Raw genomic sequence first — 24,254 nt, forward strand, 5'->3', positions numbered from 1 at the left:
TCATCTATAGCGCGATACAAATATTTCCATTCACCTTTAACTCGAATGTATGTTTCATCAATATGCCAACGACTTGAATAACGCTTTTGATACCATTCAAGTTTATTTTTTAGTAAAGGAGCATAGTGTTGAACCCAGCGATATAAAGTAGTGTGATCAATTGACAACCTACGCTCACTCATCATTTCCTCTAAATCACGATAACTGATCCCATATTTGCAGTACCAACGTACACATTGCAGGATAATTTCGCTTTGAAATGACGCCATTTAAACTCTGCTGGTTGCTTTGATCTCATCGTTATGCCTTACTTATAAATTTTCCGCAGGATACACTTATCGTTTTTGCAACAGAACCAGGATGTTCGGGATGGCTCAACTGTAAATTTTTCTGGCCAAATAAGTGGCACCAGTTATTACGACTGATGATCATTTTTTCTGTTGGGATTCTTTGGGCTTGCGGTGGTTTTTCATTGGTCTGACTGTAACCATTGCGCGTCAGCATCCATATAGGATTTTGTTGATTACTTTTTGGTCGGACATCTAAGTGTTCATCTTTGACTTTATCATTAAAGAGCTTGAATGCTTCTGGGTTTGTGATGACACTGCCAAAAGGATGGAGATAGACATCGTGTTTCGTCATTGTTAGCCACCACCGCGCCATCATGCGTCCTGCATTTAGCCAATCATCAACGTTATTAAATGGACCCGAAAGCCATGCAACTGTCGCTGTGCCCGCCATACTATTCAAGTAGGACTTGTGCGCTAAATATGTAATGCCTGGAACGCGAAACATCCAATTCACATTTGCAAAAAGCCATAACGCTAAGGCTGATGAGTTCATTGCATAAGCTGCAAGCCCGTCAGCTTGTTTTTTGGCATCCGATTTGCTAAAGCGGAACCACCGTCTTAATTCATTACGAGTTTTGCCATGACTCATATCCGAATGCATGGCTTGTGCATTCAATTCGATAACCCAGTCCACCATACGGTAATCACTAGTATGTCCCATGGTATGACCGTACTGCTTGGCGACATGCGATAATTCATTGATCACTGTAGCTGCGACGGGTTTACCATTGTAAGGTAATCTTGACGTTCTGCGATCGATGATCAGTTGGGGATCCAATGTTTCAGCTTCGCTACTGTTACGGTTAACCATTTTTAGTGTGGCTAGTTTCTGCAAGCCATTCTTTTTTGGATCCAGCGCAATGTTTTCAACGAGTTCTACTTCGACATCTTTACCTAATTTGGAAGCCGCAATACTCATCGTTTCAAAGAGAATACCAAAGCCCACGAATACATAGCTACCGTTGGGATTCGTGTTGGGTAACAACCGTTGCGGGTCATACATTAGGGTTGCTTGTTTTTCTGATTGGAGGTCAAACACCCATGGTTGCATGTTGTGTGGCGAAGGAGCCCAGCGCGCAAATTCAATAATTTTATACCAATCTTGCTGATACAGTTTGGGATTGATCTGTAAATTATTCTGCTGCTTGAATGACGTATCATTGACTTCTGTTTTATTTTTTATAAAAGATAATCCACTATGTAAACCGTGATATATCCCACCAAACAACTGATCGGTTAAAAAAAAAGGAAGTTTTAGTAGGTCTATCGTCAATGACAAGCCAATTGCAACAGTTGTCGCAATGGTTGTGATGCCAGCTGTGCCACCCACTGAAATGAGTGCCAACAAGTTGTCTAAAAGATTAAAAGTAAAGTGCCGATTAAAACCATTGATAGCAAGATTTTTCCAAGCGCTTTCCAGGTTGCTAACTGCGGAAGTAAACTGATCTGCAAACCAATTTTGTGCATCCCAGATGATATCGTGGACTGCACAGCTCGCCTGATGTAATTGATTGAAGAAATAGCTCATGACGCATACCCTATTCTACGAGAGTAAGTTGGTTCATGTTGCGCTAAACTTACAGGTATTGTTTGGGGCAATTGAAATAATTGAGATGAATTTCTACGCGGTTGCTGTTGGTCTGTTTTATCGGCTGTCTTATGGTCGACATTGCCGTTTAACATTGCATTCAATAGGCTGCGAAACTCTTGCGTCATCTTAATGACAAATCGACAAGTTGCTTCTTGGTTTTTAGGAATTTGGGTCTCGTCAATGTTTTTTCCTTTCTTAAATACCAAGGCTTGTTTACGAAGACCATCGGCATCTTGGATAGGACTCATTTTTCTGGAAAAATATCTTAGACCAGGCAATTCAGTATCAGCAGGCATATTCCTAAGTTGATAAGCAAAATCTTGATTCGCCTTTGCCATTTGAATTAATATTTTTGCTAAAAATTCTTTTTGGGACTTTTTGTCGGGAATAGCAAGACCCTCTTTCAATTCAACCCAAATATCAAATTGCTCTTTTCCTTCGCCATCTTCGTAGCTATAAAATGCGTATTTCAAACACGCTTCATTTTTATCCTCAGCTGCAATAGCACGTTCTAAGTCAGTAAAGCCTACTTTTGCACCAGCATAATTCACTTCAGCATCTCGACCCCAAACAAACAATAAAGGTAGATTAGATTTGGGTTTGAGATGATGAATGCCATATTTAAGCAAGAGCGCTTCAATGTCACTCACTGCATAGACACGACCTTTATCACCCAAGTCATAGCGCACACGTGGGGATGAACGATCATTGCGGTTGCACGTCAGCGTAAGTTCATCGTTCTCAAGTACTTCGATATGGTAATTAAAAGGATCGTAATGAAAGACCATAGGTAAGCCTTTATTTCTTCCATACAATTCTCGAGCAAGTCCTGGGTTTTTTTCAATTGATTTTCGTAGACCCAATTCAAAGTCAGTTTCTACACCCAAGTTAATATCTAAGTCAGATGCACCATAGGAAGAATTCACGCACGCAAAGCCTCCTTGAAGGAGCTTGTCTCGCAACGCTTCTGAAATTGCCTGGCCACCCACAACTGCGCGAGCACAATATTTTTTAAAGTCGATTCCTTTATTTGCCGCGTAACTGATGAGGTCTTTTAAAAAAGGAGGATAACCCGCTACGAGGATTTGGGATCTTCGTGTACTGACTTCCAGAGCGAGCTTCTTTAGCGGAGAAAAGTATTTTTTAAAATCAGGAAAACGATCAAATGTGAAATTTCCAAAATTTCCAAATGAAAATGAATGATCGACCATAGTTGCAAGAAGTGTCTTTACTCCTTCACGCTTACTTTCCAACTCTTTATGGCCAGCTATAAATAATGTTGCAGCCCTCTCCACTTGAGCATTTTGGTAAGCGTAAATCAGCTCTAATTTATCGAGGATCTTTTCCATGTCCGGACCTGATGCAAAAACATTGCCATTGGATCGCATTAATTCATAAGTTGTCATACCCGTCGCCCACGGGCCGAATGCAAAAGCATTAATATATTCTAAAGGACGCGTTCCAACTTCAAATTCAGAGCTTCGTATTAAAGATTTTTTAACGACTTCAATCTCTTTATTACTGCGCACCCATGGCGTTGGTTTCCCGGTCGTTCCGGTTGAAGTGTCTGTTTTGTTTCGCTGCGGATAGCATCCGTTTTTATGGAGATCCCAATCATGAGTGGCATTTTTCTTAATGTAATTATCTTTTGAGGTAAGAGGGATATTCGCAAAAGTTGCATCTTTTTTAAGTGCTTGATGGGTTGCAAGATGCTGTTGATAGGCAGGGACTGTTGCTGCTGCTTGTTTAAAATGTCTTCGAGCCAAGAGCTCACTCGTTTCAAGTTGATCGGACTCTTTGCTTGCAAAGAAATAATAAAACACTTTTAAACGCGTTAGGCTGCTTATTGCATTTTGATAACACCAGCCAAGAAATTTACCAGTCAAAGAATCAGAGAGTGTACTTTTCCAGTTGAATAAAAAACTTTTATTGTGCGTTCCGACATGCCGCAAAGATTGCTGACCTGAAATACCTTGTAAGGTGGCATAAGCTTCACCAGGATTATTTGGATCATTCATTTTCCATAAGCTATTTGTTAAACCCTCAACCAATTGTTCATCGGTTTTGTCTTTAGTATCAAGCGCCGTGTTAAAAGCTTTTAGATATTTGATTAAGCTATTTCTATTAACATAAAATACATGTGGTGATTTTTTATTTTCGTCATTGATGACATCAAGATGTAATGCAATGGTTGTGCGAAAGAAACTTGAAAAACGGTTATGAAAATTAATACCAATTTTCCCCAATGCATCACGAGGGTTGATTGGTCCATTCATAAAAATGAAGCGCTTGCCATATTCAGCATTCGAATAAATTTTTACTGAAGTATTTATTTTATAAATAATCATTATTCAACCTCACGATCGGTAAGAATAGACATTGGAGGTCTGCAGCATTTTTTGATAGTCGGTCAATGGACACTTGTTCCAATGATCTATTGCAGTTGCAATCAGAGCGCTCAGCGTGGTTATTGAACTTTTAAAAGGGTTTTTGATCGCACAAAGTATGACATGATTTCGATAAATGTCCAGTATATATATTGATCATGTTTGAGGATATGTATCTTTAGTGGGCAAATATTAACGATTTGATGGTCACGTCATAAGAATCTTAGGGTCAAATCGCGTATTGGTCCAACGTGTTAAAACAGGCTGAGGTGGATGTAAAATTAAAGAATGAGTGAACTATTGATGACTATAGATGAATTCTATCAGGTTAGAGTTGGACCAAGGCGCGATCATATCATTACCCACAAGTAGGTTATCTTGATTGACGTAAGAAAGCTTTTAGTCAACTAAGATCTACTCATATTCGAAATTTAGATTAAAATCCCGTCCTTTAGGCTTTTAAAGGACGGGATTTTAATGGACTGGGTCATTCAAGAATTTGCTACACTATCGCTTGGAGATAAACGGTTAAAGGGGCGAGCTCAAAAGTGTTAATGCAATTAAGTAGAAACGCAACAGATAGCATTCCCGCTGCTTGTGGTGGAGCAGCTGAAACAAAAGCAGCATATAGATTCTTCGATAATGATCAAGTTACCCCAGAAAAAATACAAAAGACACATTTTCAGGCGACATTAGCTCGAATGTCGGAACACCCAGTCATATTAATACCTTAAGATACAACTGTACTTAATTTTAGCAACCAATATGAACGAAAAGATACAGGGCCTACAACAAGAGATTCTACCAAAGGAATGCATTTACATTGTGCAGTAGCCGTAACGCCTGCGAAGGTTTGTTTGGGTGCTACATCAATCAAACAATGGCATCGTGAAGAATTACAAAAGTTAACTAAAAATGAACGAAAGATAAAAAATTATTTAACTCCTATAGAAAATAAAGAAAGTTATCGTTGGTTAGAAAATTATAAATATGCCAATACGTATGCGGCTCAACTAACCAACACACTAATAGTTAGCATTGCCGATCGCGAAGGAGATATCTACGAAATTTATCAGGAAGCAAATAAAATATTTTCTGATGAAGGAGCAAAAGCGCATTATTTAATTAGAGCTAAAACAAATAGAAGAATTTGCAACCAATGAAAATTTTTTAAATCAATTTATCAACTGCGTTATACGATTATCTGCCACAGAATAAATGATTCGGAAAGCGCAGAAACGATTTCGAAATGGATAGGAACACATGATGCTGACCTGCCCCGGGATTTTCAAACCCTGACCTTATTTTATTTTTTGCAACGGAGCCCTTAAATTCATGTTTGAGCCAAGCATGAAAATCTTTAAGGATGGGCTAGGCACTTTTTTGCCTTAAATGTTTACGAGTATCAAAATTATAATTTGCTTCACGCATTCTCGCTTCCAATTCATAAAGCGGCTTTAATCTCTCAATTGCTTCGAACGCTACGCCTTCTTTATTTTTTGAGATTTTAAAAACATCACAGAATTTGCGGCGAGCATGAGTCAAACAACCTAATCCAACAATATCTTTGCGATCATGTAATTGTTTATACCCTTTATCAAAGCTTATAAGGGATATAAGTCGTAATAGCGGCACGGGGTGTAATTGCTTTGAATATTCTGCTGTCTATTGAATGCGCTAGTAATGGCATTTAGGACATGAAGTATGTCGCATTTGGTCATTATGCACAAAATATTTATGAAAAAAACCATGTCCATGTGATCTCTGAATAGGAAAACCAAAACCTGAATGACGTGCTAATCGATCCTTTTCATCTTCTTGATCTTTTAGATAAGAATGAGTAGCTGCACAAATTGCTAAAACGGGTATCGATACCGGTGCAGTTAAAATGGTAGCAGTCCACATTGCTACTACTCTAGGCTCAACTTCTTTCTCGTCTCGAGAGAGTTCCACTTCTGGCCACCATCCAGCAACGCTCATAATCAATTCTCCTTTATAAATAGTTATATTTATTTTACTTACACTTTAAAAAGTGATTTAAAGAGCTAAATTTCAGAAATCAGTTTAATTGATACTGATTCTTCCGAATTCAAACTAAAATTTAAACAGGATATTTTTTGAATAATTTGTCATAAATATTTATATGATCTTCGCCAAAGATAAAAATGGTGTCACTCTTATTGCTTTATGAAAAGAATTATAGCATAAGACATTATGCGTTACACGCGTATTACGTAAAATTACATTATCTTATGTAGATTAATTGATCAATTTACGGAAGAAAATTTATATCCATAAGCGGTATTATCGATAGTTACAACTCTTAGGGTGTTTATATTCGAACAAAAATTTTATAAGCACTTAACATCGAATTGTCTATTTAGGAGGCTTATTGGCTTTATAATAAGCCCGTATTAAGAGCGTGATTACAAGCAAGAGGTATTAAAAGGTCAAACGAAACAAGGCAAAATAGGTTTTATTTAAAAAAACAATCAGACATCAACAGCAGAAATGACGTTAAGAGAAGCACCCAATAAGGGAACCGCAATAATGAAAAGAAATTCTAAAAATTTACTTAACTAACTATCCTGCCATGGCACTCCTCAAATTTTCTAAGGGGGCCATAGTTAATATGAGGTGGGGCCAATTTAACAATGCCGGTAACATAGTTTTACTTCCCAAGATATCCATTGGGTGTTCCTAACCCAGCAACGAAATCATAGCCTTGTAAAGTTGAAACCCATTGTTGCCCTCTAAAATATCATGCCAATATGTATGAAAATTTTTTGCGCATTATTATAAATAAGAGCTAATTCTGCTTGGATTGGGCACGTCAATTTGCAGCATTAATGATACCCGCCATGAGGGGTGAAGCAAAACTTGTACCCGCATCTGCCAAGCATTGTAATTAGAATTAGTAGGGTAATCGGAGCAATATAGATAATAGGTATCGATATTTTTTTCGATTGTTGCAACGCCTGGTGAACCACGTTTCGCACCCACAATTTTATAGTATGTATCTCTTAAAAGATTTTAAAAGTGTTTTATGTGAACGAAATTTAAATATTACAAATGTAATTTCCTTATTTGTTGTTCAATTACTTCAACATATTTTTTATCTTTTTTATTTGTTGAATCAAAGAATTTATGCCATTCCTTTGCTAAAGTATTGTAAACCTCTTTTGGTGTCTCATCCTTCAAGCATAGGTTACCTAAGTCTTTAGCTCTTTTATCTTTATTAGTCTCATGCTTTTGGTAACGCATGTGGAGAAATCCGTTATCATAAGCCTTTTCTCTAATTAAAGTTTTATGATTCGAAAAGTCTTTTAAATTCGCAACAATCTCGCCATGCGTTTTAACTTGTTCATATGATTTTGGCTCTTCATAAACTTTTGGTATTGTATGATGGGAAAAAATATATTGCATTGCCTTTGCTTGGAGCAAAAGCTTAGACATATCTGGATAAATAAAGTTTACTCTCGGATGATATCTTCTTAACTCTGAATTCGCCTGATTTACAATAAAATTACGCAGGTTGTTGTCGCGGATATTTGCTAAAGTATGTAAGGATTTTTGCTCAGTTGCTAAATGACCACCGGCTATGAGACCCTCTAAAAATCCCGCTTTAGTTGCATTTTTATTAAAATATAGATGTGAAGAATTAATAAAATCTTCGCCTGCATGAATCATGTTGAGATAGCCAAATCCTTTTGCTTTTTCCAGTTTTATCATCATTGGAGTTGTAAATTTCCAAAATCCCTTCTTCTGTTGATAACCTATTTCCATTGTTGCACTGTCTACGATTTCATATAAATCAATAATGCTTTTTGCATTTTTTATTTTTTCATCGATTGTATTATAGAAAAATTTATCCCAAGACGCGCTGCCATCATAATTTGGCTTTTCTTCTTTTAAAGTTGAATTTATTTTCCTGGTGTCCATAATTATTCTCATTATTTTTATAGATTAAGTAAAAGTGGATTTTAGCTGAATATTTTTCATTTTACAAAACCAAACTGCAAGGTCATAGTCGGTGCTCCGAAGATGGATTTGGGCGTGATCAATCATCTAGCTCGAATGTTAATTGAAAAATATGGACGTATAGATCTGGAGTTTGCCAATTATACTAACCAAGAATCTTATCAAGATATGACTGTAACTATCCTTTAGTCAGTAAGTTAACTTTGCCGTTTTTGTCTGTTTTCGGTAAAGTTTTCTACGATTCGGTATCGATGCCAAACCCCATTTTCGGCAAAGTTTCACTATGAGGTGTAGCTACCGAAGTTTCGTCCTCCTGAAGATATTCCAGTTTTCCATCATATTAATTGTTACTTCTGACCAACCTCCTTGTTCAGTACTGTTTATCTTGGCGTTGTAACGACTTGTTTTATGACTCTTTTTACGGATCGTAATGTCGCTATCAGACTAGATATTTCTACGTGATCTGCACAGTAAGGTACGTTTCTAGGTGTAAAAGAATTTATTGGTTTATCTAATTAACGCTTAATGTCTTCCGTTCTAAGAAAACATTGGGTACGCGTTTGGCTTTCAATTTTATTTCGTTCTTTTCGTAATGTAACTTTATGTGTTTTTTCTTCTTGTTCAATACGTTCTAGTTCCTTTTGTTGAGCGTCAGTTAAAAAGAAACTCCGAACTTCCCCATTTTCAATACCCTGCTTTTGAGTGGCTCCTGCATGAAGGACAATTTGTACGTGCATGCCAACGAATTTTGAGTCAGGGCGTCTTTTTGGACTGGTAACAGCATGGACAACAATATTGTGAAAATTCAATTTGTCCAGTTCATCAGTAATTTTTTTCGCTAAACATTTGTCACCCTCTGTAAGAAGACCTGTTTCACAGCTAACAATGTACAGATGTTTAACTGCTAGTTTATCTTCCTTTGTAAATTTTTTAAGAAACTCATCTGAAAATTTGCTTGCAAATTCTTCAGGTTTATATTGACTTAAAGTTGCGGCATTAGAGTGGCCTACGCAAACGATCGTTTCTAACTCGCGCGCATTATTATCTCTTTAAAACAATTTTCACTTTCTTGAGCAAATACGATGGATGTATCTTCTTCACTAAGACCAAATTTTGTTTTGATGGCATTAGCGCAACCTTGCACTTGGTCAGTAGCTTCTAAGACTAATAATCGGAGTTTCATAGGAATATTTTCTCTTATATTTTTGTTCATTTTAAACGAGTTAGATTAAGCTAATCTGAAAAGAGGTTTATGCAAGCTACTCTAATAAGTATGATCAAGGCGGGATTTGACACCATGGTATTCTGGTTGTGTTGTGTTAAATGTTTTTTCGTTAGCAGGGGGAAAGAGCGTATGATTAAACGTCTTTTGGCTAGAAGAAAAGGGCACGGTAACGCCTGGTCCTTTTACAGTTGATTTTGGGTGGGCTAGAGCAAAAAATCGAGTAAGCAACGATGGTTGCGGCGTAGAATTATTTGGTACTTCAGTTTTCTTTGTATTTTTACTTTGACATTTGGTTTTGTATTCATAAATACGTGTTGCTATATGATCTATGCCATCATACAGCGTTGCCAAAGTATAAAGAACAGAAAATTTAACGCCAAAAGAAAATGCCTTCGCTGCTGCTACTGCTGCCATAAGAATTAAAGGACCAAAGATTGTGCCACCAATTAATCCGGCGAGAGCACCTACTATTGCCCCAAAAATAATACCAGCAGGCCCTGCGGCTATGCCGAGTATTGCGCCAACAACTATCCCACTGCCTACACCAACGATGAGACCTCCATATAATCCCACCATACGAGCCTTATATAAGGTCTCATTCGAGATAGAGAAGGATAGCTCGTTGACGCGGTCACGATTGGATTGGGATGAAGAGGGCCCATGTGCTTTTTTTAAGTTAGTAACAGCTTCTGCATCTAAATAGGGAGTAACCAAAGCTTCAAGGGTTTTGGGTTTGCCACCGTCCCCTGACCCTATAGGCATGTTTAATATACTTGGCCGTTGATCGGTGTCGTGGGGATGTAAATAAGCATATTTTCTTTTGGCTTTTTCCAGCCTAGGGAAAGAAAACCGCATAGGTTAAATTCTTTAAGATTAAATGGAATAAACTCAGTATATATAAAGTGCCTTAAGAAACTATTAGTTCTGCGCCCCTAAAATCGTGCCAAAAGATTATCTTAAGGTGGGTAAAAAGCTATCGTAGCTCAAAATGATCCTACCGCAAGGATTCATCAACTGCGGTTTTCAGCCATAGGTTCCAGCTGCGCCGCCCAGAAAAATAATTTTATCCCAGGATAGATCTGCAAAAATGCTTATGCCGCTTGAGCCACCCACTACATATGAATGGATTCTTTTATAAACCTATAGAATTCCACCGTGGCGAATACTGCCAGTGCATTAATTCAGATTTTAGGTTTATTAAAATGGCGTGATTATTCCTTTATAGAGGGAGCTTTTTAACGAAGGAAGCTTACTTTTTTCTTTACGCTCATGGAGGACTTGTTCAGCAAAGGTTTTAATAATTTCTTCCAAAGGTTTAACCTTGAATGCTGAATGGTGATTGACGAATCACATTTTTCCCATGTTTTTTTAATAATTTCCCTTAAATCATTTATTTTTTCTTTTTCTTCTGGATTTAATCATTTGTGTCCTTTCGGGTGAGCTGCGTGACACTCTCTACCAGTAACTAATATCCTAGGCCTTAATATTTCAATTGAGCCCAAATCATGGAGCAAAACGTATTATCCTTAGATGAAGTTAAATTACACTTTGAACACTGGCGAGCGACTCGTACAAAAAAGCGCGAAAGAATTCCAAAACATTTATGGGACGAGGTCAAGACACTGATTGATCGTTATTCGCTAGCTGATATTACTAAAGCGTTAAGCATCAATACCGGTCAAATGAAGGATAATCTTAAATCGACATTAGTTTCTACCCAGATTAATTTTGTCGAAGCGCAAACCGAATCCCCATCATCGTTAGCCAAGAAATCTTTTATACCGTTTCCCGATAGCAAACAAATGTGTTCTATTGAGTTACATCTAGAAACCAAGCAACGATTTGATTCCTGCTTAACACTTTACATGATTATTGCTTGGGTATTCTTTACTTAAGCATGCTAGCACGAGAATGTCCTGACGCATCATGCCATATTGTTTTTACCGAAGAAGAATGGAAAGTAGCGTATATGATGGCTCATCATAAAAAACCACCAAATAAACCTATTCCTCTATCAAAAATGCTAAATTTAATTGCACAATTTGGTGGATATCTTAATAGAAAAAATGATGGGGAACCTGGTCCTACTGCAATATGGATTGGACTACAAAGGTTGAGGAATTTTATTAAGGCTAAAAATGTTTATGACGGCATCAGTATCTAAACTCATGGGTAATGATGTGCTGAGATGGGGTAAGATCAAAAGCTTATACACTGGAAAAATAATATCTTTTTTTCCGAAAGAAAACATTGCCAATATTGGTTGATGTGTCCGTTTTATGAAATACATAATAATTCTCTTATTTTCAATCATTTGTTATCAGCCACCCAAACCCTGCATTTTCTCCTTCAAAAATGCAATGAACCAATTAATAAAGTCTTTGAACAAATGTTATAATTGTTTTATATAAAGAAACGAGGGAAATGACAATGGACTCACGAGACCCAAAGCGAGGAATTTTTAAATCCACGAATCTGGAAAACGTTCAAAAGATAATGAGTGAAGCTAATGCGCTAGAGAAACCCACAAAAGCAGCATGGTTGCTTAGAGATAGTACTACGCTACTAGGATCTTATACAGCAACTTTTTATAATAGCAAGGATAAAATTTTGAATCATATTCGTCTTGCAATAATAACTGAGGATGCTCCTTCTGAAGTAAATAATAATACTAGCAATAGACGATGGGTGAATTTCAATAATAATCCACAGACCTATAAAAACTCTCTTTATAAGGGAAAACTTTCACCAAAAGATTGGGAAACTTTGTTGAATTTTCTATATACAGCTTATCATCTAGACCCAGCAAATATGCTTACTCCTAATGATAGTGAAAAGTCTCTTATTCAAGATTATTATCCTATCAATGATTCAGATTTTTATGCTCAAAATAATAGGTCACCAGAAAATAATCCACGAGGATGATCTGACTTTCTATTCCAAGGGGTGCAGGTTGATTCACAGAACGCCATTTAGGCGTTCTGCAGAGCAACCCTAAAGATCAAAAGTCATCCGTTAATCCGTAACCACGCGGATTAATAATTTCAGTTGGTTCTGTAGGATTAGGAATGTTAATAGGTAGTTTGGCCTTTGCCCGGCTTATGCCAAAGATAATCCGAGTTAATGCTTGCATGCTTGGACCACGATAATATCCGTGATTACCATCGGTGAGATAACCATAAAAATTATAACCAGCTAACATCACATCTGAAACGTCTTTATAATTAGGTAAATCGTAAGGAGCTAATAAACTAATGAAGATAGTTTTTTTCCCCTGTTTTTTAGCATACTGTAACGCTTGATAAGCAAAATATGCATCGCTATAGTTACTTTTCTCGCGTACTAAGAAAGAATTACTGCTATCTTTGCTATCTCCGATTAGCATGCTAGAAGAAGCTGAAATGTTTTGTGGCTTGTAGGGGATTTTGTTAAAACCTAATCTTTTGAAATTTGTTAATGGCGATAGCGACTTTGTAGTACTATTCCCAACAATAACAATATCTGCATTATCTATGGCATGCTTTTCAGCATCTAAATCCGTATCAGCCATTTTAACAAAGCTTATTTGAAGATTTTGCGGTACTTTATGTTCTTCTTGCAATCTCGTAATTTCAACCGCAATACCTGCACCTTGTTCTAGCCCATCATTTACTCTAAAAAATTTTGGATCAATAGGTGCAACATCACCGCTTCGTCAATATGAAGAATCATTTCAAGAAGCTGGGGTTCCCTTCTTTGTACATGGTGTTCAAGGCGGCAGAATCGGAGGAAATCTTTTAGACCAAGTTATCTCCGATATAAATGATCCATTATTTCTTAAACGCTTTCAAGATGGCTTCGAAACCTCAGCAACATTGGGTTTCGTGACATATAGGGACGAATTGTTACGTTTGAGTTTGATTAAACCGCATCATGTTCAATTTTGAGTGACAAAATCTTGGCTATGTCGAACTTTGAACTGTTGGCTGCTTTTGTAAAATCATATTCTCCGCGCATATTAACATGCTGCCATGTCATAAGGGAGCCGTTTTTGATGGTGCCAAGTAGGTCAGATTGATCTTGAGCTTTTTTTGTATTAATCAATCGCTGCGATAAGTAGAGGTAATTCCAAAGAATAATGGCATTTTGTATGAGAGTTTTGCAGGCAGTTACTATTTCCTGCTCTTCACGGGTAGGAACCGGGAATTCGCCATTCTTATCAAAAAATACGGCCTTAGAAAACTTGTTAGACAACTCAACTCGGTTTAATTGCTTTTCAATGTGTTGGCGCAGTTCAACATCATCAATATAAGTTACAATAAATTGTGTTTTAATAATGCGACCAAACTCTTTTGTTGCTTTATATAATGGGTGATCTTTGGCGTACGAGCTTAATCGCTTAAATAAACGTGATGCGCTAGTTTCTTTTAATTTAATCGTGGTCATAAATCTAAGTACATCATCCCAATGTTCACGAAGTAAATTGGAATTGATGGTTCGACTCGGTAAAATCTTGTAACCCTTTTTAGCGTATGTTTGACGTGCTGAAAATGCGTAAATATATTGGTTGTTAAGGTTCTTAAAGCGAGGTGCAAAACTGGTGCCAATAAAGTGAGATGTTGCGAAAATAGATTCTGTAAAACCATGCATATCAGTTGAATGAATATTACTTTTAATTACATCATTATGGAGTAAACCATCAATAACATATGCAGCCTCTCTTTCCGATGCACTGATTACAGTTGAGTAGAAAAGGGAGTTTTTTTCATCAACAAATGTATACACACTAACACCTTTGTCTTTACCAAAATATTTGAAAGAATAATTAGCAAGCAGTGAATCTACCGACACTTGATATTTTTGTCCATCACTCGCCGTATGGGTAATCTCGGCATGATATTTAAATACATTTGATAAAGAAAGTTTATTAATGAAATCTATAATGGTGTTATTTGCAGAGTGAATATTTCCCAATGTAAAAAACCAATTCACTGTTTGACGTAAAGTATTTCCATTAATCCCGATCGAAATGTGACTAATTTTATCAATACCGATGTTGTGTCCTTTCGCCATCAAGCCAGCAATAATTGTTTCTGACGTAGGCTTAAGTTTCTGGTTCTTGACACTGTAGTGCTTAAAGTCATCGGCGAATTGAGTGACCTTGTTTATATCACTGAGTATCTGAATGATAGGTATAAAGCCAGATTCTAACAATAAATCAGCTATAGTCTCGGTGTTCTTTTTCTCTAAGCGTGGTGTACTCAAGGTGTAACTATTATTATCGTCAAAATAAATTTGTAAATTTTTATTTTTCTCAATACGTTGATTAATGCGATGATAGCGATCATCTAATATATCTTTAAATTGTGAAAGAACCTGTTCGATATCGGCAAAGTGCATTAATCCTGCGGATTCAAGAAGCGAATCCTTATTAGTTTTCCATAGCACTTCAGAAATTAAATAGTCCTGAATAGCTTTATATTGGTAGGAATATTTAAGATTTAGGCTGCCTGCCTTAATGCAGCTTGCCATATGAATAAATAACAAAACTTTGTATAAGGATTGACGTATTTTATTATCAGCATCATAAACAATTCTTTTTTGGTTATTATCCAAAAATTCTGTTGGAGCATGCTGATCAATATTGCCATCTTTTTGCTTAAAATATTGGATAGCTGAGATGATTTTTGGATCAGATGTATCGGAATTAAAATCAACTGACTTGACAATCCTTGAAACACGACGTTGCAATCGCATTGATAGCTTCTCTAACATATTATAATAAGTATCATCATTAAGAAATTGTCTTAATTGCTGGCTTTTAGTTATAGGCGCCTGTTGGTTAATTTTTTCCTGAATAACTTGGTTTTGTTGGATAAGATTTTTAATTTCACTAATTTTATTATGATCTGAAAGATGATCTTGATTAATAATTTCTGTTATCTCAATAATTAACTTTTCCAGGTACTCTTGTTCATCAATCAATTGCTTCATCAAAATAAGTCGATCACCACGTTGTGCATGTTCATTAGCAATTCGATTATTTTTGGCTTGATTTCGAATAGATTGAACTGATTTTAAAAAAATATCAATCGATGAATCTTGTCGTAGATAAAACTGATGCTGAACATAGCACTCAGATGTAAATACAACCTCGCCTTATCTGGCATTTGTTTAAGTTGGCTAAGTTTTGCTTTTTTTACCCATGTTGCATAGTAGTAACTACTATTAGCCGAAAGCTTTAGCTCTTGTAGAAGAGGAAGAACAATATAGAAAGTCATTTTGATTTGATTGAATACGTCCATTTCAGCATCAATTTGTTTCACTTGTGTTGATTGATTATGAGTCTTCCATTGTGTAATTAATGGAGATACAGATTCATGGTTTTCATCTAAGATTAAGAGTAATTTATTTATCTGTTCTGACACGATTTTTTGTTTAATAATGGTTACCAAATCATTTTCAATCGAATTATAAATTTTAGTTATGTTATCAGAAAAATAATGATAGCTGGGTATCTCAATTTGTCGTTGATGACATTGCGATGCTAAATAATAAATAATTTCCCTAGGTTGCATGTGTTTTGAAATTAGATTTTCTAACTGCGATTTCATCCATTCTTTTTCATCTGTATCGAAATAACGAAAATTCATTGCCTTTAAAATAGCTATTTGATGCTCTCCGCAAATTTTTCGTTTTTCCTGGTAATCATTTAAATCAATACTAGAGTAGGGGATATCTAATTGCTGAGAAATATAACGAATATCAGGTAAACAAAAATCAGTGACAAGGAAAAATCGACCGCTTGCGCGAAAATAACCCCATTGCAATACCATGCAGACTTTATTGGTAGGTGTTCTCAAATTCTTTAATAAAGAAGTAGTTTGTCATTAAGATGGAAGTATTTTTGTCGTTGCTCTACTGAAAAACGAGGTGGCTTATCAAATAGCATTATTTCCTCCGGTGAAAGAATGCTTAGGCGTGGCATTATGCTTCCTTAATTTTTTGAAGAAGACTTTATCTTTCGAAGTGATAAATGTCGAGTTGCCTCAAAACGATCTGTCTGTGCCACATGTCGGTAAAGCATGGTTGTACCAATGTCGCTATGCCCAGCGTTTTCTTGCGCGACCTTAAGAGGTGCACCAGAGTCTAAGAGATAGGTGACGTAACTATGTCGTAACCAATGGGCTGAAGCTTGGCGTAGTTTTGATGCTTTTTGTGGATGATCAGGTTCAAACTGATTAGCACCCAGATTAAATGCCCATTTTAATATTTGGTCAATTCTCCGTGGTCGAATGGATTGTTTTAAGTTCTGCATGGGGATAAGTGGTGTATTTTTTCGAAATTTCGGTTGCGGAGTAGGTAAGCTTACTTTTTCCCTGAAATTAGCTAATGCTTCTCTTAATTCATCTGGCACAGGAATTTCGCGTAATTTTTTCCCTTTACCAATTACCCGTAAAAACCAATTTCCTTCTCGCTGCATAAAATTGCCCATACTATGATTAGCAGCTTCCGCAATGCGAAGCCCGGAATAAAATAGCAATAATATAATGTAGCGCGCACGTATAGCTTGAAATGCTTTCGTATCATCGTCAGTTGGGTACTCAGACAATGCATTCAGCGTCGCATGAATTTCATCCAATTCTAAATAACGATCAATAATACGTGGTTTAGCTTGATTCCGCCGCTTACGACGTCTATTAACTGCAAGTGGATTTCCGACGAGGTAATTTGTTTGTACTAAATAGTTAAAAAATGAATCTAAAATTTTAATCGACTTTTTAATTGAATTAGCGCCTAAACCCCTTACAAAAGGGCGCCAATCTGAATTTAGCGTACCATCTTTTTTTAACCGCCCAATACTAGGACCACACCATAGCTTTTTTGGAGAGGGATTTTTCAAAAAATCTTGATAATTGGTTAAGTGATCACGGCGCAGGCTGGATATATTTACTTTAGCCACATGAATACACCACAACAATAATCTTTCAACTTCCTTAGCATATGAACGCAGGGTTTCTACTGAATCCTTGTACTCACTAAGAAATATTGAAATAGCATCGGCATCATTCTTGGCATCAATGAGTGCTGCCCCAAGTTCTTTGTTATAATCATCATGCGCAAATTTAACAATATTTTTGCCTATATTGTCAGTGCCTTCAGCCATGATAAATAATGGTGTAATTGTGTTTAGATTTACCATAAAAATGCCCTATTCCATATATGCAGATAATAAGGGTACTCGGTAATCATTGTTGTGTCCAGAACATCTACACTGTATAATTCGCCACATTATTTACGTATTATGATTCAATTTAGATCTGGATTGATCTAGGCCAAATAACTTCTACTTTCGTACAGGTAAAAATATTATGAAAATGTTCGTTAATCTAAAGTTCTTTCTTTATGTCGGATCAATCATTTTATGTATGTTAGCATTCAACATTGTATTCGCTGCTTCAAATGATTTTCATCGCGTTTCGTTGTATGGTGGAAACCTAACAATTAATATACCGAGTAGTTTTAATTCACCTCCAGAAGATGATTCTATATCTAGATTTGCAGAACTAGATACTAAACAAAAATTTTCTGGCTGGAATAAACCTAAGTATGTATTTGTTGACAAAAATCATAATAACATTATCGTCGATTTAATTAAGAGCCGATCAACACTTGATGATTATCTAAATAATTTAGAACAATTTGTGAAACAACAAAATCCCTATGCTACTGTTTATGAGAAAAGGAAATTGATTATTAATGGGCACAATTTTGTAATGGTTAAAGTTAAATCCCCCATGCCCGATTCTTCCACACTTTATAATTGCACCATCGCAACTATTGTACATAACAAGCGATTGGAGTTCCTAATATTTTTAAATGACAGTAACTATAAAAATTGGAATGATATTATTCAGAAAATTGTTGCGTCTATAAAAATTAATGAATAAAAAAAATAACATATAAATTTATAGCATAATGCATTCTACATCAGGTGGCTTGTCAGTAATGAAACGATTTATTAGCAAAAATAGTATGCCAGAAACATTGGATATCAATACAGCTAAATCTTTAGTTTACATTGGCCTAATTATTCTCACAGCTTATCTAATTTATTTTTATGTTCCTGCTGCATCTTTTGTTTTGATTTTAGTTTTATTTCTTCAGAAAAAAAGGAAGATTGAAAACCATTTAATTAAATTGGCAGTAATTGCAACATTACTTCCATTATTTATGAATTTATTTTTCGGATCTTTACAACAGTTACTTATTATCATTTTTAGCGGCTTTGCATCATTAAGATCTGGTATTCATGTCGATTTTTCAAATCCAGCCTATAATTTTTTATTTAAATCTTTATCTTTCTTCAATGTTTTTTTATCATGCATTGCTATTGCAACGCTATTTGCAACTTTATTGTTACTTAATATTTTATTTCCCATCTGGAAAAAAAATATTAGAATTCTTTCTTGTTTTTTAATTTCAATTCCTTTAATCATTTCCGTTTTTTTTGTTCTCATGCTAGGTATTGCAAATATTTTTAATTACTTTGAATTTACGAGTTATCTGGATTCGGGAGTTAACCAGGAGACTCGTAAATTAATAACAAATAAAAAAATTGATGATTTTTATATTCGTGCTTATCGTACTGATTATCAAGGTGCATTAGGTGCTTTTGGAGTAGAAGTTGAACAAGAAAAGGATTTACCATTTTATTTAAAGTTTGTGAGAGATATCAGTAGTTATTATCATTGTGATACAGCGCAAATTGATGTTTTAAATAACCATACTATTCGTATCAAACCAAATTTTGATGGACATGAAACGAACGACGATTTGAAATCGCCAAAGATATTTTATCTAAAACAATTTTACACAACTAAGTTTTTAAAATTTCTAAATTCAAAATTTAAGATTAATTAGATATTGAGAATTACTCATGCTTAAGAATATACTGATCACAGTCGCAATCACATTTGGATTATGCTTTTTAGCTTTTCACATCGTGTATGTTTATCATCTCTTTCGATCTGATAACCTAGTTACTCTAAATGTATCTTTTTGGCGGATATTTTTAGCTTTCTTTGTATTAACTGTCTTATATTCATTTTATTATTTAATGGCAATTTTATTCAATCGGGTTGTTCCTAGCTTAACAGGTTTCTACCCTTTTTTAATAAATTTAACAGTATTCATTTTAATCTGTATGATTTCTTTATTACAAGGTTAGCAATTATTAAACAGCGTAACAATTCGTCCCTATATGTCATAGAACCCTATTATTAATCCTAAGTTCATTATTTAAAATCAGCATATCCTGAGTGAGTCATTACCATTTTAATTTCTTATGAAAAGAGGCGACATCTTATCAACAGTTCTTAATTTTTCAACTACTTGTCATAATAACTGGCCATCATACACGCATGTGCCTGCCACTGTTTCTTAGGATAATTTAAAACTAAAAAGTATGGGGGTAACGCCAGGAAATTTTATTTTTCTCGGTGGTTTTCTAATTTAAATTTTTTAAGATTCTTAATAGGAGTTAAGCCAAATTTCAATTCATACCCAATTGCAGATGCAAATTTAATAAGCGTAAGCAATGATGGAAAATGATGTACATTATCATTGATTGCTTCTAAGCGTGATATCGCTGGTTTTTTAGTATGCATAATTTCAGCAACATCATCTTGTGTCAGATTCCGTTTCAGACGCGCTTTCTTTAATTTCATGGCAAGGTCAATTTGCAATTTTGTCGCTTCGTATATTGCGCGAGTTTCTGGATTAGCTAATATTTCTTTCCGTGATTTATTATCACGATGTACTGGTTTATAGGTCATGACTTTTCACCTCTTTCATTCGTTTTATAGCCAGTTCCAATGCTTTTTTAGGGGTACTTTCCGTCTTCTTAACAAAGACGTGAAGTATTACCAGAGTATTATTAGAAAGGGTACAGAAAAATCCCCTGGAAATTCCTGCATGACCTTTGGCGCGAATTTCAAAAAGTCCTTTTCCCATCGCTCTTGTAAATGGAAGACCAAGATCAGGGCCATGCTCCAATATTTTATCCAGAATAGCTTCATATTTTGCTTTGATAGATTTATGAAGTGCGCGAGCATCTTCTTTAACAGGATTTATTGTAATAAGTAATTTTCCACTTCATAAATATAACTTATCCCATCCAGCCATAATGTTAACAAATTTGTTAACAAAATTCAAGGGTTATATTAAGTATTTTGCACGATCTAATTCAGGACAATTCAATATAACAAAATATTTTTTGAAATTAATGAAGAAGTTATTAGCGGTATGCTTAATAACCAATCATATTTTCTGATATGAAATCGAAAAATTCCTATTTAGTTAAATTCAATATTTTTAGTAATCTACTTTCGTCTTACTTTTCGATAAATTCCAATTATCGATAGTTACAACATCTTAGATTTCACATGCAAGGCCCTTTTAACCAGTAATAAAGGGACACCGCACTAATCTGGCACATTCAAGATTTGATTTATAACTAAAATTGATTTGGTACGCGAATAGTAGACCTTTGATAATAATCTCATAACTAAGAAGTATGAGAAGTTCATTTGAATTCTCATTCTACTCAAGAAAGTAACGATAATTCGTACCAAAAACTTTCTCAATTCTCTTTGCAATAATCTTTCCTATCGATCTTTGGCCATTTTCCATATTAGATAAGTTAGCCTGAGTTACCTTAATTCTCTTAGCAAATGCAACTTGCGACAAACCTTCACGCAATCTTAAACCCTTTAATAAGGCTCCTGCCCTAGTGTATTGCTTATCAAGCTTCTCAAATATGGTTTGAATAGATAACGATTTTTTTGGCTTTCTTGATTTATCATCTTCCACAACATATTTATTAGCAATTTTTGTAGGGATAACGTAAGTGGTATGGTGATGCGTTATATACAACATCGAACCATGGCTATGAAAATTAGATGTTGATAAGCTAATTAACTACGCGTTGCTATTAAAAAATGCCACTACCATTGCCAAGACAGGATTTTTTTTAGAACAACGTCCTAGCCATTTTGCAGTTGACGAAAACCAATTAAAAAAGCTGGTACCTTACATTCCTAAACAACCTCACTATATGAATCGAGATCAACAAGGGAAGGGCAAGCTCTTTGAAAAATGGCAACTCATTGTACCGCTAGCAATTGTTAACCGAACATGGGAAGAACCTGATGTTCCGAATATCTGAACAAGAATTAAGACAACAAGCAAGAAGTAGGGGCTATCGGCCAAAAATGATAGAAAAAGTTTACCATTTATTGGAACTTTTAGAAGAATTTATAGCAATGAGTTATTTATCCGATAGGTTGGTATTAAAAGGTGGTACAGCATAAATTTATTTTGTACTGATCAGTTTCCCAGACTATCAGTTGATTTAGATTTTAATTACATTGGCGCAGTTGATAAAAACATAATGCAACAGGAAAAACCGGAACTTGAAACTATTTTGTTAGATATTTGTAAGAGGCTTCAATATGAATTGCATCGTAACCCTAGAGGCCATGCGGGAGGTAAAACCGTTATCGTATATAAGAGTGGGATGGGTACAAAAGGTGGGCTTGAAATCGATCTAAATTATATATATCGCATACCTCTTTGGAAAGTATCATGGCGCTCATCACCAGCTTGGCCAAAAGCAACAAAGGCAAAGATACTAGATATCCACGAACTTGCAGCTGGCAAACTAAATGCTTTACTGGAAAGAGAAGTAAGTCGCGATTTATTTGATAGCCACCAATTATTGACAAAGTGGTCTTTTAATACTGAAAAGTTACGGCTTGCTTTTACAGTATATGCTGCAATGAGGAAGCAAAATTGGCAAAATATTTCTGTAGATAATCAAGCTTCCGCAATTCTTACAGAGAAGCACAGATGTACCCTGCATTAGCTTTATAGACTGGAGTAAGTTCGGCTGGTGTTAAAAAAGATTTTCTATTATGATCCTTGGCTTCCTAATACTGGCGGTTAGATGTTAAGTTAAAAACTTGTTGAGTTTTGTGACGGGCAGATAAAAATTAATTTTACGCCAGGAATGAGTTCAATCCAAATAAGAGGTGCAGGGCCGACTGATTAATTGCTTATATTTCCCTGCTTAATAAGAAGAAGAAATCAAATTACTGTTTTTATTTATTTTAAACAGCCAGGCAGGACATCCACCGTTACACGGCCATTGCTGTTCCCTTTCTGTAATTCAGATAAATAAAGTTGAGAATTTTTTTTGACATCATAAACCATCATGCCTGCTAGTTGATTTTGAGCAGTGAATTTTCCTATCTCAAAGGCATCGGGATAACGTTTTCCAGTTTGTGCACCGATCATGAGCTTGGATGTTGACATACCCGACTGAATATAAGTTTTTAATCTACCCATCAAATCCGAGTTGGAATAGGTCATCTCCCACCCAAAGTCTAGATATTCACTTAACTTATGGCCTTGATAATTTGATTTGAAATGGCTGTAATCAGCAAATAAAGCTTTTGTTAATAATTTGCCTTTAAATCCAGGATGGGTTTTGATGGCTTGTGCCATCATGATCATAGAATAATTGTTGGTCGCGCATTTAGAATATTCATCATCGATATCAATACCATCAAGTTTATACTGATTCACAAAATTTACGACATCACTCGCAAATTTTTTCGCAGCGGATGCATTTGTCATGCAGGCCCATCCGGCGTTTTGATGATTTCCTAATAATGTGACGAGCACTTTAATGCCTTTCTCATGTAGACGTTGCACTTGGGATGAAGACAAAGTAGCTGTTACTTGAGGGTTCAAATAAATAACAGGTTTGTTTGGATCGTTGCCATTAATATTTGCCGCAAAAATCGAAGCGATTTGAAAAAACGGCTGCTTTTTGTCTGAGTCAACATAGCATCCAACATTTTCAAAACGATTGGAATTGACTTCAATATAAGCCATATTCGCCGCATGAGCGCTTGCCGTAAAAAATCCTAACAATATGGCTACCATTGTTATTTTCATATTTCAGCAACTCCAACTTGTTGGTAATTGATCTATCTAATAATAAAAGTAATAAGAGATCAAGTTATTCATTGTTATTTACATATCTTATCGGTAATATGCACCTCATTCTTCATTCATCTAACATGGAGTTTAAAAATGAAAGTTAAAACAATGGTCGCGATAGCAGTATTGAGTATGACGAGCGGTATCACCAATGCTGCTTCTACTCCTTCTTGTGCAAATGATGTTGATCAAATGCGTTTTCAAATTGAAAGATATCAATCTATTACTTCATACGATGGACATCGCTTCAACGATCTTCAGGATACATCTGATCAGTCGCGAAATGCATGCTCTGCGCAAGGTTATTATTTTGGTAAATATATATGTACCCTCAAATGGCAGTTAGACAATTGGGGCGATACATTTCATTGTGGATAAGCTTTAAAGTTAGGCTGTGCGTTTAGGCATAACATTTTCTGAAGCAATGGGGTCAAGTATTGCACTTGTCCCCATTTATTCTAAGGCTTTTAAAATTTTATTGTTGATAGGTGCGAGCTCGCAGCGCTTCCTGTTTTCAACGATACTTGGATATTTACCTCAGCGCATAATTACCAATTCTAAACAGATATTCTCGAGCTTATTACTGCACTTTATTACCTTTCCAACCCATGAACAGCATTCGTATCCATCGGCACGTCCCTACCAGTAACGGGGTGTGACCTATTTTAGCA

27 protein-coding genes are annotated in these 24,254 nt (G+C 35.6%); 10 read left to right on the top strand and 17 right to left on the bottom strand.

Annotated elements, in window-relative coordinates; all coding sequences use genetic code 11:
* The 3 genes from H0W64_10905 to H0W64_10915 all read right to left on the bottom strand — a co-directional run.
* On the bottom strand, positions 1 to 269 hold a 269-nt coding region (locus tag H0W64_10905; protein MBA3662231.1), incomplete at its 3' end, for an IS6 family transposase.
* Positions 270 to 300: 31 nt separating this feature from the next.
* The gene (locus H0W64_10910; GenBank protein MBA3662232.1) at positions 301 to 1,878 is read right to left on the bottom strand and encodes a hypothetical protein; all 1,578 of its coding nucleotides are present in this window, start codon (positions 1,876 to 1,878) and stop codon (positions 301 to 303) included.
* Complete coding sequence (locus H0W64_10915; protein MBA3662233.1) at positions 1,875 to 4,289, bottom strand: hypothetical protein; 2,415 nt, start codon at positions 4,287 to 4,289, stop codon at positions 1,875 to 1,877. The genes H0W64_10910 and H0W64_10915 overlap by 4 nt, the downstream gene beginning before the upstream one ends.
* 587 nt (positions 4,290 to 4,876) lie before the next feature.
* Between H0W64_10915 and H0W64_10920 the strand changes: the two genes are divergently transcribed.
* On the top strand, positions 4,877 to 5,062 hold the full coding sequence (locus tag H0W64_10920; GenBank protein ID MBA3662234.1) for a hypothetical protein: 186 nt from the start codon (positions 4,877 to 4,879) through the stop codon (positions 5,060 to 5,062).
* A gap of 123 nt (positions 5,063 to 5,185) precedes the next feature.
* A complete protein-coding gene (locus H0W64_10925) occupies positions 5,186 to 5,491 on the top strand; it encodes a hypothetical protein (GenBank protein MBA3662235.1) in 306 nt (101 codons plus the stop codon).
* A 208-nt stretch (positions 5,492 to 5,699) separates the two neighbouring features.
* Here H0W64_10925 and H0W64_10930 read toward each other — a convergent pair whose 3' ends face one another.
* From H0W64_10930 to H0W64_10955, 6 genes are all read right to left on the bottom strand, one after another.
* Positions 5,700 to 5,963, bottom strand: a complete 264-nt coding sequence (locus tag H0W64_10930) for a transposase (protein ID MBA3662236.1) — start codon at positions 5,961 to 5,963, stop codon at positions 5,700 to 5,702.
* Between the two features lie 42 nt (positions 5,964 to 6,005).
* The gene (locus tag H0W64_10935; protein MBA3662237.1) at positions 6,006 to 6,308 is read right to left on the bottom strand and encodes a hypothetical protein; all 303 of its coding nucleotides are present in this window, start codon (positions 6,306 to 6,308) and stop codon (positions 6,006 to 6,008) included.
* A 1,086-nt stretch (positions 6,309 to 7,394) separates the two neighbouring features.
* Positions 7,395 to 8,270 (bottom strand): hypothetical protein, encoded by an 876-nt coding sequence (locus H0W64_10940; GenBank protein MBA3662238.1) that lies wholly within the window; start codon positions 8,268 to 8,270, stop codon positions 7,395 to 7,397.
* Positions 8,271 to 8,824: 554 nt separating this feature from the next.
* Complete coding sequence (locus H0W64_10945) at positions 8,825 to 9,118, bottom strand: hypothetical protein (protein ID MBA3662239.1); 294 nt, start codon at positions 9,116 to 9,118, stop codon at positions 8,825 to 8,827.
* A 215-nt stretch (positions 9,119 to 9,333) separates the two neighbouring features.
* On the bottom strand, positions 9,334 to 9,492 hold the full coding sequence (locus H0W64_10950) for a hypothetical protein (GenBank protein ID MBA3662240.1): 159 nt from the start codon (positions 9,490 to 9,492) through the stop codon (positions 9,334 to 9,336).
* 81 nt (positions 9,493 to 9,573) lie between these two features.
* Entirely contained in the window at positions 9,574 to 10,389 is an 816-nt protein-coding gene (locus H0W64_10955; protein MBA3662241.1) for a hypothetical protein, read from the bottom strand.
* 650 nt (positions 10,390 to 11,039) lie between these two features.
* Between H0W64_10955 and H0W64_10960 the strand changes: the two genes are divergently transcribed.
* The 3 genes from H0W64_10960 to H0W64_10970 all read left to right on the top strand — a co-directional run bounded on the left by H0W64_10960 (position 11,040) and on the right by H0W64_10970 (position 12,459).
* A complete protein-coding gene (locus H0W64_10960; protein ID MBA3662242.1) occupies positions 11,040 to 11,429 on the top strand; it encodes a hypothetical protein in 390 nt (129 codons plus the stop codon).
* 2 nt (positions 11,430 to 11,431) lie between these two features.
* Complete coding sequence (locus H0W64_10965; protein ID MBA3662243.1) at positions 11,432 to 11,698, top strand: hypothetical protein; 267 nt, start codon at positions 11,432 to 11,434, stop codon at positions 11,696 to 11,698.
* Positions 11,699 to 11,964: 266 nt separating this feature from the next.
* Positions 11,965 to 12,459, top strand: a complete 495-nt coding sequence (locus tag H0W64_10970) for a hypothetical protein (GenBank protein MBA3662244.1) — start codon at positions 11,965 to 11,967, stop codon at positions 12,457 to 12,459.
* Positions 12,460 to 12,535: 76 nt separating this feature from the next.
* Here the strand turns inward: H0W64_10970 and H0W64_10975 are convergent, their stop codons facing one another.
* The 4 genes from H0W64_10975 to H0W64_10990 form a co-directional block, all read right to left on the bottom strand.
* Positions 12,536 to 13,084, bottom strand: coding sequence for a hypothetical protein (locus H0W64_10975; GenBank protein MBA3662245.1), 549 nt, complete (start codon positions 13,082 to 13,084; stop codon positions 12,536 to 12,538).
* Positions 13,085 to 13,434: 350 nt separating this feature from the next.
* Entirely contained in the window at positions 13,435 to 15,606 is a 2,172-nt protein-coding gene (locus H0W64_10980) for a Tn3 family transposase (protein MBA3662246.1), read from the bottom strand.
* Positions 15,591 to 16,349 carry a DUF4158 domain-containing protein gene (locus H0W64_10985; protein MBA3662247.1) on the bottom strand — a complete coding sequence of 253 codons (759 nt, stop codon included), beginning with the start codon at positions 16,347 to 16,349 and terminating at the stop codon, positions 15,591 to 15,593. The genes H0W64_10980 and H0W64_10985 overlap by 16 nt, the downstream gene beginning before the upstream one ends.
* A 161-nt stretch (positions 16,350 to 16,510) precedes the next feature.
* Positions 16,511 to 17,716 (bottom strand): tyrosine-type recombinase/integrase, encoded by a 1,206-nt coding sequence (locus H0W64_10990; protein MBA3662248.1) that lies wholly within the window; start codon positions 17,714 to 17,716, stop codon positions 16,511 to 16,513.
* Between the two features lie 169 nt (positions 17,717 to 17,885).
* Between H0W64_10990 and H0W64_10995 the strand changes: the two genes are divergently transcribed.
* Both H0W64_10995 and H0W64_11000 read left to right on the top strand, forming a co-directional pair.
* Positions 17,886 to 18,464, top strand: coding sequence for a hypothetical protein (locus tag H0W64_10995; GenBank protein ID MBA3662249.1), 579 nt, complete (start codon positions 17,886 to 17,888; stop codon positions 18,462 to 18,464).
* 58 nt (positions 18,465 to 18,522) lie between these two features.
* The gene (locus tag H0W64_11000) at positions 18,523 to 19,437 is read left to right on the top strand and encodes a hypothetical protein (protein MBA3662250.1); all 915 of its coding nucleotides are present in this window, start codon (positions 18,523 to 18,525) and stop codon (positions 19,435 to 19,437) included.
* A gap of 566 nt (positions 19,438 to 20,003) precedes the next feature.
* Here H0W64_11000 and H0W64_11005 read toward each other — a convergent pair.
* The 3 genes from H0W64_11005 to H0W64_11015 all read right to left on the bottom strand — a co-directional run bounded on the left by H0W64_11005 (position 20,004) and on the right by H0W64_11015 (position 21,453).
* Positions 20,004 to 20,351, bottom strand: coding sequence for a helix-turn-helix transcriptional regulator (locus tag H0W64_11005; GenBank protein MBA3662251.1), 348 nt, complete (start codon positions 20,349 to 20,351; stop codon positions 20,004 to 20,006).
* The gene (locus H0W64_11010; GenBank protein ID MBA3662252.1) at positions 20,341 to 20,649 is read right to left on the bottom strand and encodes a type II toxin-antitoxin system RelE/ParE family toxin; all 309 of its coding nucleotides are present in this window, start codon (positions 20,647 to 20,649) and stop codon (positions 20,341 to 20,343) included. Before H0W64_11010 ends, H0W64_11005 begins: the two co-directional genes overlap by 11 nt.
* A 468-nt stretch (positions 20,650 to 21,117) precedes the next feature.
* Complete coding sequence (locus H0W64_11015; GenBank protein ID MBA3662253.1) at positions 21,118 to 21,453, bottom strand: helix-turn-helix transcriptional regulator; 336 nt, start codon at positions 21,451 to 21,453, stop codon at positions 21,118 to 21,120.
* 49 nt (positions 21,454 to 21,502) lie between these two features.
* Between H0W64_11015 and H0W64_11020 the strand changes: the two genes are divergently transcribed.
* The gene (locus H0W64_11020; protein ID MBA3662254.1) at positions 21,503 to 21,742 is read left to right on the top strand and encodes a hypothetical protein; all 240 of its coding nucleotides are present in this window, start codon (positions 21,503 to 21,505) and stop codon (positions 21,740 to 21,742) included.
* A gap of 123 nt (positions 21,743 to 21,865) precedes the next feature.
* Positions 21,866 to 22,441: a nucleotidyl transferase AbiEii/AbiGii toxin family protein gene (locus tag H0W64_11025; protein MBA3662255.1), complete on the top strand. Its 576-nt coding sequence runs from the start codon at positions 21,866 to 21,868 to the stop codon at positions 22,439 to 22,441.
* Positions 22,442 to 22,680: 239 nt separating this feature from the next.
* Here H0W64_11025 and H0W64_11030 read toward each other — a convergent pair whose 3' ends face one another.
* Entirely contained in the window at positions 22,681 to 23,538 is an 858-nt protein-coding gene (locus H0W64_11030; protein ID MBA3662256.1) for a hypothetical protein, read from the bottom strand.
* Between the two features lie 138 nt (positions 23,539 to 23,676).
* Between H0W64_11030 and H0W64_11035 the strand changes: the two genes are divergently transcribed.
* A complete protein-coding gene (locus tag H0W64_11035) occupies positions 23,677 to 23,961 on the top strand; it encodes a hypothetical protein (GenBank protein MBA3662257.1) in 285 nt (94 codons plus the stop codon).
* The last annotated feature ends 293 nt before the right edge of the window (positions 23,962 to 24,254 follow it).

It is taken from the genome of Gammaproteobacteria bacterium, from assembly GCA_013816845.1.
Lineage (GTDB): Bacteria > Pseudomonadota > Gammaproteobacteria > DSM-16500 > DSM-16500 > Aquicella.

Coding starts and splice junctions, on each gene's coding strand:
- H0W64_10935 (MBA3662237.1), bottom strand. CDS start 6,308: ATGAGCGTTGCTGGATGGTGGCCAGAAGTGGAACTCTCTCGAGACGAG.
- H0W64_11000 (MBA3662250.1), top strand. CDS start 18,523: ATGAAACGATTTATTAGCAAAAATAGTATGCCAGAAACATTGGATATC.
- H0W64_11030 (MBA3662256.1), bottom strand. CDS start 23,538: ATGAAAATAACAATGGTAGCCATATTGTTAGGATTTTTTACGGCAAGC.
- H0W64_11035 (MBA3662257.1), top strand. CDS start 23,677: ATGAAAGTTAAAACAATGGTCGCGATAGCAGTATTGAGTATGACGAGC.
- H0W64_10985 (MBA3662247.1), bottom strand. CDS start 16,349: ATGGTATTGCAATGGGGTTATTTTCGCGCAAGCGGTCGATTTTTCCTT.
- H0W64_11005 (MBA3662251.1), bottom strand. CDS start 20,351: ATGACCTATAAACCAGTACATCGTGATAATAAATCACGGAAAGAAATA.
- H0W64_10995 (MBA3662249.1), top strand. CDS start 17,886: ATGAAAATGTTCGTTAATCTAAAGTTCTTTCTTTATGTCGGATCAATC.
- H0W64_10970 (MBA3662244.1), top strand. CDS start 11,965: ATGGACTCACGAGACCCAAAGCGAGGAATTTTTAAATCCACGAATCTG.
- H0W64_10910 (MBA3662232.1), bottom strand. CDS start 1,878: ATGAGCTATTTCTTCAATCAATTACATCAGGCGAGCTGTGCAGTCCAC.
- H0W64_10990 (MBA3662248.1), bottom strand. CDS start 17,716: ATGGTAAATCTAAACACAATTACACCATTATTTATCATGGCTGAAGGC.
- H0W64_10915 (MBA3662233.1), bottom strand. CDS start 4,289: ATGATTATTTATAAAATAAATACTTCAGTAAAAATTTATTCGAATGCT.
- H0W64_10975 (MBA3662245.1), bottom strand. CDS start 13,084: ATGGCTGATACGGATTTAGATGCTGAAAAGCATGCCATAGATAATGCA.
- H0W64_10960 (MBA3662242.1), top strand. CDS start 11,040: ATGGAGCAAAACGTATTATCCTTAGATGAAGTTAAATTACACTTTGAA.
- H0W64_10955 (MBA3662241.1), bottom strand. CDS start 10,389: ATGCGGTTTTCTTTCCCTAGGCTGGAAAAAGCCAAAAGAAAATATGCT.
- H0W64_10950 (MBA3662240.1), bottom strand. CDS start 9,492: ATGAAACTCCGATTATTAGTCTTAGAAGCTACTGACCAAGTGCAAGGT.
- H0W64_11015 (MBA3662253.1), bottom strand. CDS start 21,453: ATGTTGTATATAACGCATCACCATACCACTTACGTTATCCCTACAAAA.
- H0W64_10940 (MBA3662238.1), bottom strand. CDS start 8,270: ATGGACACCAGGAAAATAAATTCAACTTTAAAAGAAGAAAAGCCAAAT.
- H0W64_10965 (MBA3662243.1), top strand. CDS start 11,432: ATGCTAGCACGAGAATGTCCTGACGCATCATGCCATATTGTTTTTACC.